Origin of the sequence: Kitasatospora sp. NPDC101447 (genome assembly GCF_044767225.1) — a bacterium.
GTDB lineage: Bacteria > Actinomycetota > Actinomycetes > Streptomycetales > Streptomycetaceae > Kitasatospora.
Window position 1 is genome coordinate 226,308 of record NZ_JBIWNL010000008.1, and the last position, 12,111, is coordinate 238,418.

Annotated in this window: 14 protein-coding genes; 4 read left to right on the forward strand and 10 right to left on the reverse strand. The window is 74.8% G+C overall.

Features of this window, described 5'->3' with window-relative positions:
- Positions 1-90: 90 nt before the first annotated feature.
- Complete coding sequence (locus tag ACIRST_RS15155) at positions 91-984, reverse strand: NADP-dependent oxidoreductase (RefSeq protein ID WP_402802670.1); 894 nt, start codon at positions 982-984, stop codon at positions 91-93.
- 70 nt (positions 985-1,054) lie between these two features.
- Here ACIRST_RS15155 and ACIRST_RS15160 point away from each other — a divergent pair, with 70 nt between their 5' ends.
- Entirely contained in the window at positions 1,055-1,630 is a 576-nt protein-coding gene (locus ACIRST_RS15160; protein ID WP_402802671.1) for a TetR/AcrR family transcriptional regulator, read from the forward strand.
- Positions 1,631-1,738: 108 nt separating this feature from the next.
- Here the strand turns inward: ACIRST_RS15160 and ACIRST_RS15165 are convergent, their stop codons facing one another.
- Positions 1,739-2,602 carry an alpha/beta fold hydrolase gene (locus tag ACIRST_RS15165; RefSeq protein ID WP_402802672.1) on the reverse strand — a complete coding sequence of 288 codons (864 nt, stop codon included), beginning with the start codon at positions 2,600-2,602 and terminating at the stop codon, positions 1,739-1,741.
- 103 nt (positions 2,603-2,705) lie between these two features.
- Between ACIRST_RS15165 and ACIRST_RS15170 the strand changes: the two genes are divergently transcribed.
- Both ACIRST_RS15170 and ACIRST_RS15175 read left to right on the forward strand, forming a co-directional pair.
- A complete protein-coding gene (locus ACIRST_RS15170) occupies positions 2,706-3,203 on the forward strand; it encodes a phosphoribosyltransferase (protein WP_350526097.1) in 498 nt (165 codons plus the stop codon).
- A gap of 88 nt (positions 3,204-3,291) precedes the next feature.
- Positions 3,292-4,029 carry a VOC family protein gene (locus ACIRST_RS15175; protein WP_396545421.1) on the forward strand — a complete coding sequence of 246 codons (738 nt, stop codon included), beginning with the start codon at positions 3,292-3,294 and terminating at the stop codon, positions 4,027-4,029.
- Positions 4,030-4,110: 81 nt separating this feature from the next.
- Here ACIRST_RS15175 and ACIRST_RS15180 read toward each other — a convergent pair whose 3' ends face one another.
- The 7 genes from ACIRST_RS15180 to ACIRST_RS15210 all read right to left on the reverse strand — a co-directional run bounded on the left by ACIRST_RS15180 (position 4,111) and on the right by ACIRST_RS15210 (position 9,890).
- The gene (locus ACIRST_RS15180; protein ID WP_402802673.1) at positions 4,111-4,548 is read right to left on the reverse strand and encodes a hypothetical protein; all 438 of its coding nucleotides are present in this window, start codon (positions 4,546-4,548) and stop codon (positions 4,111-4,113) included.
- A gap of 239 nt (positions 4,549-4,787) precedes the next feature.
- Entirely contained in the window at positions 4,788-5,324 is a 537-nt protein-coding gene (locus ACIRST_RS15185) for a hypothetical protein (RefSeq protein WP_402802674.1), read from the reverse strand.
- Positions 5,325-5,420: 96 nt separating this feature from the next.
- Positions 5,421-6,053 carry a DUF4360 domain-containing protein gene (locus ACIRST_RS15190; protein WP_402802675.1) on the reverse strand — a complete coding sequence of 211 codons (633 nt, stop codon included), beginning with the start codon at positions 6,051-6,053 and terminating at the stop codon, positions 5,421-5,423.
- 249 nt (positions 6,054-6,302) lie between these two features.
- On the reverse strand, positions 6,303-7,139 hold the full coding sequence (locus ACIRST_RS15195; protein WP_402802677.1) for a ketose-bisphosphate aldolase: 837 nt from the start codon (positions 7,137-7,139) through the stop codon (positions 6,303-6,305).
- The gene (locus ACIRST_RS15200) at positions 7,127-8,104 is read right to left on the reverse strand and encodes a 1-phosphofructokinase family hexose kinase (protein ID WP_402802678.1); all 978 of its coding nucleotides are present in this window, start codon (positions 8,102-8,104) and stop codon (positions 7,127-7,129) included. The genes ACIRST_RS15195 and ACIRST_RS15200 overlap by 13 nt, the downstream gene beginning before the upstream one ends.
- Entirely contained in the window at positions 8,101-9,021 is a 921-nt protein-coding gene (locus ACIRST_RS15205; protein WP_350526104.1) for an ROK family protein, read from the reverse strand. The genes ACIRST_RS15200 and ACIRST_RS15205 overlap by 4 nt, the downstream gene beginning before the upstream one ends.
- Positions 9,018-9,890 carry an SIS domain-containing protein gene (locus tag ACIRST_RS15210; protein WP_402802680.1) on the reverse strand — a complete coding sequence of 291 codons (873 nt, stop codon included), beginning with the start codon at positions 9,888-9,890 and terminating at the stop codon, positions 9,018-9,020. The genes ACIRST_RS15205 and ACIRST_RS15210 overlap by 4 nt, the downstream gene beginning before the upstream one ends.
- A gap of 248 nt (positions 9,891-10,138) precedes the next feature.
- Between ACIRST_RS15210 and ACIRST_RS15215 the strand changes: the two genes are divergently transcribed.
- Entirely contained in the window at positions 10,139-11,224 is a 1,086-nt protein-coding gene (locus ACIRST_RS15215; RefSeq protein WP_402802681.1) for a LacI family DNA-binding transcriptional regulator, read from the forward strand.
- Positions 11,225-11,317: 93 nt separating this feature from the next.
- Here the strand turns inward: ACIRST_RS15215 and ACIRST_RS15220 are convergent, their stop codons facing one another.
- Positions 11,318-12,103, reverse strand: a complete 786-nt coding sequence (locus ACIRST_RS15220) for a TIM barrel protein (RefSeq protein WP_350526107.1) — start codon at positions 12,101-12,103, stop codon at positions 11,318-11,320.
- Positions 12,104-12,111 lie beyond the last annotated feature (8 nt).

Genomic DNA, 12,111 nt, shown 5'->3' on the forward strand with positions numbered 1-12,111 from the left:
GGGCACAGCACGGGATCGGGCGGGCGCAGCGCGGCGCCCCGGGGCCGGTCGGGCCCCGGGGCGCTGCGGGGGCACCGGGCGGGCGGCGGCTCAGACGACCAGGACCCGGCGCCCGCGGGTGTGGCCGGCCCGGCTGTCGGCGTGCGCCGCGGCGGCCTCGGTGAGCGGGTAGGACTTCTCGACCGGGATGTGGAGCCTGCCACGGGAGATGAGGTCGACGGCCTCGGCGAGCGCGTCCGGCACGCTCCCGGCCGCGCCGGAGAAGCGGACGCCCAGCTGCGGGGCGCCGAGGTCGGCGATGGAGACGACCTTGCGCGGGTCCCCGGTCAGCTCCACGAGTTCGGGGATCACGCCCGAGCCGGCCAGGTCGAGGGCCGCGTCGACCCGGCCCAGGCGCCGCACCCGTTCGACCCAGCCCTCGCCGTAGGTCGTGGCGAGGGCGCCCAGGCCGCGCAGGTAGTCCTGGTTCGCGGCCCCAGCCGTGCCGATCACCGTGATGCCGCGCTCGCGGGCGATCTGCAGCACCGCTGAGCCGACGCCGCCGGACGCGCCGCTGACCAGCAGCGTCTGCCCGGGCCGCACGCCGACCTCGCGGATGATGCGCAGCGCGGTCTCCACCACGGAGGGGTACCCGGCCGCCTCCTCGAAGGTCAGTCCCGCGGGCATGCGGGCCCAGGCGGACAGCACGGCGAACTCGGCGTACGTGTCGGTGCCTTCGCCGAACACGTGGTCGCCGATCTCGACCCCTTCGACGCCCTCGCCGACCTCGTCGACCACGCCGGCGGCGTCCAGCCCGACCCCGGCGGGCAGCGTGACCGGATGGGCTCCCAGGACCTGGCCCTCCCGGATCCTCCAGTCGACGGGGTTCACCCCCGCCGCCCGTACGGCGATGCGTATCCGGCCGGGGCCCGCGTGGGGTTCCTCGGCTTCCACCAGGTGCAGGACGTCGGGACCGCCGAACTCGGCGAAGCTGATTTTCCTCATGCAGCCGAAAATAGCCCTAACGGATAGTGTTTCGCAACGGTTAGTGATTCGTACCTGGTAGTGTCACGGCATGACCGAGCCGCCCGGACGCCGGGAACGCAAGAAGGCCGCGACCCGCCGGAAGATCGCCGACACCGCGCTGCGGCTCTTCCTGGAGCGCGGGTACGACGCCGTGGGCATCCGTGACGTGGCGGCCGAGGCCGACGTGGCCGTCACCACGGTCTTCGCCCACTTCGCCTCGAAGGAGGCCCTGGTGTTCGAGCGCGACCAGGACTTCGAGCAGCGCCTCACGCAGGCGGTCACCGACCGCGGCCCGCACGAGCCGCTCATCGGGGCGCTGCACCGCGAAGTCCGGGCCCTGGTGGGGCACTGCACCGCGGAGGGCAGCGCCCCGGTCCGGCGCATGATCGAGGGATCGCCCGCCCTGCGGGAGTACGAGGAGTCGATGGGTCTGCGGCACGCGCAGGCGCTGGCGGCGGCGCTGGCCGCCGATCCCGACCTGTCCCGCAGTGCGACGGCCTGCCGGGCGACCGCGCGGTTCGCCGTCGACGCCTACGCGCTGGCCTGCCAGGCGGACGATCCCGGGGCCACGGTGGACGAGGTCTTCCGGATGATCGAGGCGGCCTGGGAGGCCACCGCGCCCTGAGCCGGTGGCCGTACCCCGGCCGGGGCAGAGGTGCGGCCGGCCGGCCGGGCTCCGGAGGGCCCGCCCGCCGTACGGGCGTTCAGGCGGCCACCGGCGTGAACGGCCTGCTCAGTGGCCGACCGCCGCCCGCACGAATCTGCGCAGGTGCGCGCGGACGGCGTCGGGCTCCTCCAGCCAGGGCTCGTGCCCGGCGCCGGCGATGCGGGTCAGCGGCACTCCGAGCGTGCGGGCCAGGGACTCCAGCGCCGAGACGGGACGGGGATCGGCGGTGCCGCCGAGGATCTCCGTTCTCGGCGGCAGGCACCCCCGCAGCTCGTCCAGGTGCTGCTCGATCGGGTCCGCCCGTCGCTGAGCACCGAGTTCGCGGTTCATCTCCCAGTTGACGGGACGGCGTCGGCGGGCGCTCCGCACGGCCCGGCGCCAACCGTGGTCGGGGTCGGCGTGGTCGGTGAACCAGGACAGCGCGAGCAGCTCGACCTCCTGGTCGTCCGTGCGGCGCGCGATCCCCTCCAGCTCGCGGAGCCGCTCCTGCCGGGCCGGGGACATCCGGCGGTCGCGCTCCGCCCGGTACCCGGGACGGCCCTCATCGGTCATCGGCCCGCACATCAGCAGCACCGCGGCCACCCGTTCGGGGTGGGCCAGGCAGAAGCGGACGGCCAGGTCGGCGCCGTAGGAGTGCCCGATCAGCACGGCCTGCGGTGCGTCCCACCCGTCGAGCAGCTCGGCGAGGTCCGCCACGTGCCGAGCGAACGTGTGGCGGCCCTGCCACCGGGAACCGCCGGTGCCGCGCTGGTCGTAGCGGTGCACGGGCGCGAGGCCCGCGATCGCCGGGGCGACGTCGCCCAGGTAGTCCGGCAGGCCGGGGCCGCCGTGCAGCATGACCACGGGTGGTCTCCGCGTGCGGGCACCCGCCGCGGTCCACCGGATCAGCGCCCCGTCCGTCATCGACGCGAGGCCGTGTGTCTCGATCAAGGTCTCCTCCGAAAGGTCGCGGGGCCGGCGGGCGTCCCGCTGTGACCTCGGCTCGGCGCGCCGCAGCTCGCCGCCCGACCGCCTGCCGAGGACACTGGACACTGTGACTGACGTGCGCGAGACCCTGGACTACCAGACCTTCGGCCGGGCGGTGCGCGAACTCGCGCAGACGATCGCCGCCGACGGGTACGAGCCCGATCTCATCCTGAGCATCGCCCGCGGCGGTGTGTTCGTGGCGGGCGGTCTGGCGTACGCGCTGGACTGCAAGAACGTCCACCTCGTCAACGTCGAGTTCTACACGGGCGTGGGCACCACCCTCGACATGCCGGTCATGCTGGCGCCCGTCCCCCAGGCGGTCGACTTCACCAGCAAGAAGGTCCTGATCGCCGACGACGTCGCCGACACGGGCAAGACGCTGAAGCTGGTGCACGACTTCTGCCTCGACCACGTCGCCGAGGTGCGGTCCGCCGTCATCTACGAGAAGTCGCACTCCCTCGTGCAGTGCGAGTACGTGTGGAAGCGGACGGACGACTGGATCGAGTTCCCGTGGTCGACGGAGGGCCCGGTCGTCAAGCGGCACGGCCAGGTGCTCGACGCCTGACCGGCGCCCGGGCCCGAGGACCGGGCCGGCCGGGGTTTTCCGACCGTGACCGCCCCCTGGGCCGACGGCGGGTCATATGATCTTGGGCATGGCGACCCGACTCGTGCAGATCAACATGAAGGCCCAGGACGACGCTGCGCTCGGCCGGTTCTGGGCGGAGGCGCTCGGCTGGGGCATCGACAGCGAGGCGCCCGGCGTGACCAACCTCGAACCCGTGGGCTTCGCCTACCCCGACCCGGTGGCCGTCTGCATCGACATCATCGCCCACCCGGAGCCCAAGACGGTCAAGAACCGGGTCCACCTCGACCTGGCCACCACCTCGGCCGCGCACCAGGCGGAGCTGGTCGCGCGCCTGACGGACCTCGGTGCGCGGCCCGCCGACATCGGTCAGGGCGACGTCCCCTGGACGGTCATGGCGGACCCGGAGGGCAACGAGTTCTGCGTCCTGGATCCCCGGCCGGGCCACCAGGACACCGGGCCGATCGCCGCGGTGGTGGTCGACTGCGCCGACCCGCGGGCGATGGCCGGGTTCTGGGGCGAGGCGATGGACTGGACGCTGCACGAGGTCACCGACGACCACGCGACCATGCGTTCCGCCCGGGGTGTCGGCCCCTACCTGGAGTTCCTCCGTACCCCCGACACCAAGAGCGGGTGGAACCGCGTCCACCTCGACGTCCGCCCCTACCGCGGTGACGACCCGGCCGCGGAGGAGGCCCGGCTGCTCGCCCTGGGCGCCACCGACCCCGGCGTCGACCGGTCCGCGATCTCCTGGACGGTCCTGGCCGACCCGGAGGGCAACGAGTTCTGCCTCCTCTCGCCGCTCTGACCTCGATCGGCCGGCGGCGGGGGCCGCCGGCCGCGGGGCCGAGCGCGGTGAACGGCGGGACGGGCCGGTGCGGCTGTCGGCTCAGCTCAGTCTTCTGGTCGTCCCGACGCACAGCGCCCAGATGACGAAGGCGTTGATCGCGATCAGAACGACCGCCCAGAACGGGTAGTGCGGGAGCCAGACGAAGTTGGCGATCATCGCGAGCCCGGACGCGATGACACCCACGACCCGCGCCCACACGGCATCCCCGCCCCCGACGAGCGCCGTCCCGGCCAGGACGAGGACGACGCCGAGGACCAGATCGATCCATCCCCAGCCCGTGGTGTTCATCGAGAACGTGTAGTCCTTGGTGACCACGACCAGGTCGTCGTGCGCGATGCCGGAGATCCCCTGGAACACCGCCATGATGCCGCCGAAGATCAGCATGATCCCGGCGAACGTGGTCAACCCGCCCGCGAAGGCACGCTCGACGGTGCGGCCACTACTGCCACTGCCACTGCCCGTGGTGCCACCAGCCATGGCACGGACTCCTTCGAAAGCACCGTGTCACCCGCACGGGCGACCTGCCCGGAGACTCCACCTCCAGGCTGCCATGCACCCGCACCACCCCGCGAGGGCAGGACCGTACGGGAGCGGTCCCGCGGTGCGCGGCTCACCGGCGGCCGGCCACGGAGCGTACCGTTGGACGGCCCCGCGGCTTCGGTCGCTTCAGTCGCTTCGGTCGCTTCGGTCGCTTCGCCGGGTTCCGGCCCCCGACCTCAGAGCAGACCGGGCGGGGGCGGGATGCGGACCAGGAGTTCACCGGCGGCCCGGGTCAGGTGCGCGGTGATCTCGTCCGGGGGCAGCTGCGGCCGGACCTGGGTCGTGTACGTCACCACCGCGTCGACCATCGGCGCCAGCTCCTCGCACGCCCCGTAGGCCTCGGCGACGTTCTCGATGATGAGCACGGCCCCCTCGTGGGGATCGAGCCACCCCCCGACGATCTCGGCGGCCCACCAGCGGGCGAGCGCCAGCCGGCCCTGCCAGTAGTCCTCGTGCTCCCCGAGCGGGTGGAGGCCGAACCCGAGCTCGTCCATCACGCGGCCGAACAGTTCCGGGGCCTGGTCCTCCTCACCGCTGAGCAGCCAGGCGAGGAGCCACAGCGACGGGGTGTCCACGCCGGCGGCCAGGGCGCGGAGCGCCGCCTGCATCAGGAAGTCCGGCTCGGCGTGCCGGCCGTCGACCCACCAGTGGGCGATCCCGCGCAGTTCCCGCACCGCCTCGGCCGCCGCCCCGGGGGCTCCGCTCGTCGTCATGACGGCATCCTGCCGGGCGCCGCCGACCGCAGGCCAGCGGATATCCCGCGGCCGGCCCCGACCGCGGCCGTCAGCGGGGAACGCAGCGTCAGGTGCTCACCGGCACCGCTTCCAGGCCAGGTGGTACACGGACGTGATGCTGCCGTCCGTCGAGTCCATCTCCATGAAGCTGGTGGCGCTCGGGCTCGACGTGCCCTGATCGACCTGCAGTTCGGTGTTGATGTCGAGGTTGCGTTCGGCTCCGCAGGGGGCGAAGACGCGGGCGCGGACGTCCACGCTGTCGGTCACCTCCCAGTCGTCGTTGAACGCGCCGTCGAAGCGATGGGTCGAGTTGGTGGTGCGGTTGCCGCCCTGGAAGTGGTAGCCGGCCCGCTGGATCCCGGACGCCCCCGGCGCCAGTGACGCGAAGCCGCGGTAACTGGCGGACACGACCGCGTAGGTGTAGCCGCCCGGGACGTGCACGACGAGGCTGAGCTGACAGTTCTTCCGGTAGTCGGTCGGCGACGACCCGGGCCCCACCTGGGCGAGGTACGTGCTGTAGGTGACGGTGAAGGCGGTGTTGTCGGGGGACACGCTCACGGCGGCCGTCCCCGTCGGACAGCCGGAGCCGTTGGCCGTCACGCTGTCGATGACGATCGGGACCGGCGGCGGGTGCGGGCTGCCGCCCAGGCCCGACGAGCCGAACAACGATGCGGCGACACCGGTGGCGGCCAGCGCGCGGAGCAGCATGGGGATTTCCTTCCGTGGTCCACGGCCCCGGGGCGGGCGTCGCGTCCCGAGCCCGGCCCCCGGATCTCACGTGGGCATCGCACCACACCTTGCGCCCCAGGCCTCAGAAGGTGACGCTCCAGTCACTCCAACGGCCTTCCGGACGTCGGCCGACCGCACCGCGCGTCCCCGGCCGTTCGCTCCCGGGTGCCGGCCCGGACCTCCTCCTTCCCCGCGCCGCACGGCACCGCGCGGTTCGCGTCGCTTCGCTCAGGCTGCCCGGAGCACGCCGAGCAGGCGGGCGACCTCGACGGCGACGGAGGCGCGGCCGGCGCCCAGGTAGTGGCGGGTGTCCACCAGGTCCGGGCGGCCGTCGAGGCAGGCCCGTACGGCGGTGGTGAACGCCTTGTTGAGGTGGGTGGCGATGTTGACCTTCGTCATGCCGTGTTCGACGGCGGCGGCCAGGTGGTCGTCGGCGACTCCGGAGGAGCCGTGGAGCACCAGGGGCACGGGGACGGCGCTGTCGAGGGAGGCGATGAGCTCCAGGTCGAGGACGGCGTCGCGGGTGAGCATGGCGTGCGAGCTGCCGACCGCGACGGCGAGCGCGTCCACGCCGGTGCTCGCCACGAAGGCGGCCGCTTCGCCCGGGTCGGTACGGGCCCCCGCGGCGTGGACGCCGTCCTTGCCGCCGACCTCGCCGAGTTCGGCCTCGACCCACACGCCCTCCGCGTGGCAGCGGGACACGACGGCGGCGGTCGCCCGGACGTTGGCCTCGTAGTCGAGCGTCGAGGCGTCGAACATGACGGAGGTGAAGCCGAGTTCGACGCCCTCGCGGACCAGGTCGGTGGAGGTCACGTGGTCGAGGTGGACCGCCACCGGCACGGCGGCGGCCCGGGCCACGGCCAGCGTGGCCCGGCCGATCGGGGCCAGCGCGCCGTGGTAGCGGACGGCATTCTCGCTGATCTGCAGGATGACCGGCGCTCCGGCCCGCTCCGCGCCGGCCACGATCGCCTCGGCGTGTTCGAGCTGGATGACGTTGAAGGCGCCGACTCCGTGTCGGCCGCGGGCGGCGGGCTCGACGATCGAGCCGGTGGCTACGAGGGGCATGGCTCTCCTTGGGGGGAGGGGGGAAGCGGGGGCGGGGGCGTGCTCGGCGGGTACACGGGCCGCACCGTGACCAGCGGGAGCAGCCGTCGGTGGTCGGCCGGGTCGAAGCTGCCGGCGAGCGGGGCGAGGACGGTGGCCGCGGACAGGGCGACCGCCTGGGCGAGTCGGTCGGGCCAGGGGGTGCCGGCGACCAGGCCGAGGGTGAGGGCCGCGACGGCGGAGTCCCCGGCGCCGGTCGGGTTGCCGTGCACCTGCTGCGGTGGGCGGGCCCGCCAGTCGCCGTCCCGGGTGCTGGCGAGCAGCCCGCCGGGGCCGAGGGAGACGACGACGGCCCGGGCACCGGCGGCGCGGAGCATCCGGGCCCCGGTGAGCGGGGTCACCGGGCCCGCGGTGGCCACGAGTTCGGCCGCGTTGGGCTTGACGAGTGCGGGGCCGGCGGCCAGCCCCGCGCGCAGGGCGGGGCCCTGCGCATCGAGGACGGCCGGGACACCGGCCTCGGCGGCGAGGGCGACCAGCGTGCCGTAGGCGTCCGGGGGGACGCCTACGGGCAGCGAACCGGAGAGCACCACGGCCTCGGCCGTGCGCAGGAGCCGGCGGTACCGGGCGGTGAAGTGGGCCCACTCGTCGGCGCTGACGACGGGCCCCGGTTCCAGGTAGACGGTCGCGTCCCCGGCCGCGGCCTCGACCACCGCCACGGTGCGCCGGGTCGTCCCGTCGACCGTGACGAACTCGTCGCGCGGTCCGGCGGTGGCGAGGTCGGCGCGCAGGGCCTCGCCGGTGGCGCCGCCCGCGAGGCCGGTGGCCACGGTGTCGTGGCCGAGCGCGGCGAGCACCCGGGCGACGTTGACGCCCTTCCCGCCGGCCCGCTCGGCCACCGCGTCGACCCGGTTGCTGCCGTGGTGCGCCACCCGGTCGAGGCGGTAGGTGACGTCGACGGCCGGGTTGAGCGTGACGGTGAGGATCACCGGGGGCCTCCGGGTGCGAGGTCGAGGGCGAGCAGGGCGGCGCCGAGACTCCCCGCACGGTGGCCGAGTTCGGCCCGTAGCAGTCGGGGCGGCGGCCGGAACGCCAGGCGTTCGGCGAGCGAGGAGCGCAGCGGGCCGAGCAGGTCCTCGCCGGCCCCGGCCAGTCCGCCGCCGATGACGATCCGTTCGGGGTCGAGCAGGACGGTGGCGGCGGCCAGGCCGTCGGCCAGGGCGTCGACCGTCTCCGCCCAGATCCGTGCGGCCTCGCGCTCGCCGCCGTGCACGCGGCGGTGCACCTCCTCGGCGGTGGTCCCCCGGCGTCCCGTGAGGAGCGCGTACCGGCGGGCGACGGCGGAGGCGGAGGCGACGGTCTCCAGGCAGCCCCGGCCGCCGCAGGCACAGGGGTCGCCGCCGGGCCGGACGACGAGGTGGCCGAGTTCGCCGGCCGCCCCGAGGGCGCCGGTGACGGGCCTGCCGTCGTGCAGGACGGCGGCCGCGATGCCGGTGCCGACCGGGACGAACAGGAAGGAGTCGCTGCCGCGGCCCGCGCCGAGGCGGGCCTCCGCCAAGCCGCCGGCGCGGACGTCGTGGCCGAACGCGACGGGCAGGCCGAGGTGTTCGGCGAGCCACTGGCGGATCGGGACGTCGTACCAGTCCACGTTGACCGCCCGCAGGACCGTCCCGGCGGCCTCGTCGACCAGGCCCGGCACGGCGAGACCGGCCGCCCTGGGCGGTGTGCCCGCACGGCGGGCGAGGTCGGCGAGTTCGGCGGCGCAGCCGAGGACGGTGTCGATGACGGCCCCGGGGCCGCGGTCGGGCCGGGTCAGCCAGCGCTCGGACTGCAGGACGGTGCCGTCGTCGGCGACGACGGCACCCTTGAGTTCCGTCCCGCCGACGTCGAGGGCGATGACGGTCACGGCCGGGCGAGGATGATCGAGCGGGTCAGGTTGCGCGGCCGGTCGGGGTCCAGGCCGCGCGCGCCGGCCACGGCGACGGCGAGCCGCTGGGCGCGGATCAGCTCGGCGAGCGGGTCGAGGTCGGAACCGATGACGGTCGCGCCCGTGGCGCGGACCTGGTCGAGCAGGCCGGCGGGCGGCTCGCCGAAGAACCAGACGACGCGTCCGGGCGCGCTGATGCTGACCGGGCCGTGCCGGTACTCCATGGCCGGGTAGGACTCGGTCCAACTCCCCGAGGCCTCGCGGAGCTTGAGGGCCGCCTCGTGGGCGAGACCGACCGTCCAGCCGGTGCCGAGGAAGGTGAACTGCTCGGCGGCGAGGGCGCTTTCGGGCAGTTCCCGGTCGGCGGCCCGGCGGGCCTGGTCGGGCAGGTCGGCCGGGGCGAGGCCGAGGTGGCCGCGCAGCAGGGCCAGGGTGGTGGTGGCGAAGCGGGTCTGCACGACGGACTTCTCGTCGGCGAACGAGAGGTCCACGACGGTGTCGGCCGCGGCGGTGACGGGGGTGTCGAGGTCGCCCGTGATCGCCGTGGTCGGGGTCTGCGACGTCCGCCGGAGGGCGTCGATCACCTCGGTCGTGGTGCCGGAGCGGGTGATCGCGAGCACCCGGTCGTAGCGGCGGCTCTCCGGGAAGGCGGAGGCGGCGAAGGCGTCGGTCTCGCCGAGGCCCGCACCCTCGCGCAGTTCGGCGTAGGCCTGCGCCATGTAGAGGGAGGTACCGCACCCCAGGACGGCGACGCGCTCTCCGGGTTCGGGGAGGCCTTCGGGCCTCGACTCCAGTGCCCGGGACCAGCAGGCGGGCTGGCTGGCGATCTCAGCGGCGACGTGTGACATCGAGTCTCCTGCGCAAAGTTGCATGAAGCTGCTTGAAGATGCTTGAAGCTGAGCACAAGATAGACCATTCGATCAGAAATGAACACCTCGACCGAAGCATCACTCCCCGCCGATCACGGCCGCCCCCCTCGCAGACGGGCCCTCCAGGCGGTTCGCACCGGCCCCGACCAGGCTTTTGATCGTTTTTCGATCGTGCGATACGATTCGATCGCTTGCCAGCAGTACAGGAACGACCAGGAGGCGACACCGTGGCCATCTCGGCGGAAGAGCGTCGGGCGCGAATCCTCGACGTCGTGCGCGAGTTGGGCTCCGTCCGCGTGACGGAACTCGCCGAGCGGCTCGGCCTGCCCACCGTCACCGTCCGCCGCGACGCCGCGGCACTGGCCGAGAACGGCCTGCTGCGGCGCTCCCACGGATCGGTCTCCCTCCCGCAGGGCGGTACGCCCGGCCACCGACGCGCCGGCGGCGCCGGACCGGTCGTCGGCATGCTGGTGCCGACCGTGGGCTCGTACTTCGACGAGATCATCGAGGGCGCCCGGTCGGCCGCGACGACGGCCGGCGCCCGCCTGGTGCTGGGCATCTCCCCGTACGAGGCCCAGGACGACCGGGCCCAGGTGGAGCGCATCCTCGGATCGGGGATCGACGGCCTACTGTTCACCCCGAACTGGCGGCCCGGCGCCCCGGACGAGGGCGACTGGCTCACCAAGCTCCCGGTCCCCACCGTCCTGGTCGAGCGCCGGGCGGCGGCCGGGGCCGTCGCCGCCGACCTCGACGCGGTGGTCTCGGACCACCGGCACGGGGTGCTGCTGGCGCTGCGTCACCTCGCCGCCCTGGGGCACCGGTCGGTGCTGCTCGCCGCCCGCAACGACACCTGGACCGCGCACGAGGTCCGGGCGGGCTACGCGGAGGCCGCCCGGGTGCTCGGGATCGAGGCGCACCCGGTCGTCGACGTCCACCCCTGGGGCACCGACCCGATCGCCCCCGCCGACCCCCAGTGGCTCGCCGACCGACTCGCCGACCACGCCGAACAGGGTGTGCGCGCCGTCCTCGTGCACAACGACCGGGACGCGATCCAGCTGCCGCAGCTCCTGCGCGCCCGCGGGCTGCGGGTCCCGGAGGACCTGGCGCTGATCTCGTACGACGACGTGTTCGCCGCGCTGACGACGCCTCCCCTGACAGCCGTCGCGCCGCCGAAGCAGGCCGTGGGCACCGTGGCCCTGGACCTCCTGCTGCGCCGGATGTCCACCGGCTCCGACCTGCCGGCGCACCACATCGGCCTGCTGCCGACCCTGGTGGTGCGCTCCTCCTGCGGTGCCCTGCCCGTCCGGGGCTGATCCCTCCGGGCGGGAGCGGTCCCGCGTCCGCGCCGGTCCGGGCCGCCGTCGGCGCCCGGCGTGCAGGGCCGCGGAACCCGCCGCGAGCCGCCGTCAGCCCCCGGCGCGCCACGCCGCGAGCCGGCGGGCCCCCTGCGCCAGGAGCGGGGCCAGCGGGGCCGCGGCCGGGTGCCACGGCGCCTCGTACTCCCAGCAGACCCAGCCGTCGGGCGGGAGCAGCCGTACGCACGCCGCGATCGGCAGGCAACCGGCACCGAGCGCGAGCGGGGTGAGGTCCTCGGGCGCGGCGACGTCCTTGACCTGGACGTGGCCGAGGCGCCCGGCCAGTGCGGTGTGCGTGTCGGCGGGCCGCTCGCCCGCGAGGTGGGTGTGCATCAGGTCCCAGAGCGCACCCGCCGCGTCGTGCGGGACGCCGTCGAGCAGCCGGGCCACGTCGCGCCCGGCGCGGTGCGAGTCGTGGGTCTCCACCAGGACGCGGACGCCGAGCCTGCGGGCCTCCGGCGCGACCGCGGTGAGCCTGCGCGCCGCCCGCCGGTCGGCCTCGGCCACCGGGCCGTCGCCGCCCTGCGGGAAGACCCGCAGGGCGGGGCACGCCAGGTCGGCGGCCAGGCGCAGCCGCGAGCGGAGGGCGTCCAGGACGGGCCGGTCGTCGCCGGGAGCGGCCACCCCCACGTAGGTGGCGAGGAGGACCGGGGCCACCCCGGCGGCCTCCAGGGCCCGGACGGCGCCGCGGCGTTCGGCCGGCGTCATCGCCGGGTGGACGCTCTCGCCCTCGGCGCAGCGCAGTTCGAGCCCGTTCCAGCCGGTGTCGGCGGCGAGGCGGGCGGCGGCGGCGAGGGGCAGGCCGGGGAGGCCGAGGGTGGACAGGGCGAGTGGCACGGGGGCTC

Bases quoted from the DNA above. Each gene is read 5' to 3' on its own strand.
- ACIRST_RS15160 (WP_402802671.1), top strand. From the start codon at position 1,055: ATGACCGAGCCGCCCGGACGCCGGGAACGCAAGAAGGCCGCGACCCGC.
- ACIRST_RS15180 (WP_402802673.1), bottom strand. From the start codon at position 4,548: ATGGCTGGTGGCACCACGGGCAGTGGCAGTGGCAGTAGTGGCCGCACC.
- ACIRST_RS15185 (WP_402802674.1), bottom strand. From the start codon at position 5,324: ATGACGACGAGCGGAGCCCCCGGGGCGGCGGCCGAGGCGGTGCGGGAA.
- ACIRST_RS15175 (WP_396545421.1), top strand. From the start codon at position 3,292: ATGGCGACCCGACTCGTGCAGATCAACATGAAGGCCCAGGACGACGCT.
- ACIRST_RS15195 (WP_402802677.1), bottom strand. From the start codon at position 7,139: ATGCCCCTCGTAGCCACCGGCTCGATCGTCGAGCCCGCCGCCCGCGGC.
- ACIRST_RS15155 (WP_402802670.1), bottom strand. From the start codon at position 984: ATGAGGAAAATCAGCTTCGCCGAGTTCGGCGGTCCCGACGTCCTGCAC.
- ACIRST_RS15190 (WP_402802675.1), bottom strand. From the start codon at position 6,053: ATGCTGCTCCGCGCGCTGGCCGCCACCGGTGTCGCCGCATCGTTGTTC.
- ACIRST_RS15210 (WP_402802680.1), bottom strand. From the start codon at position 9,890: ATGTCACACGTCGCCGCTGAGATCGCCAGCCAGCCCGCCTGCTGGTCC.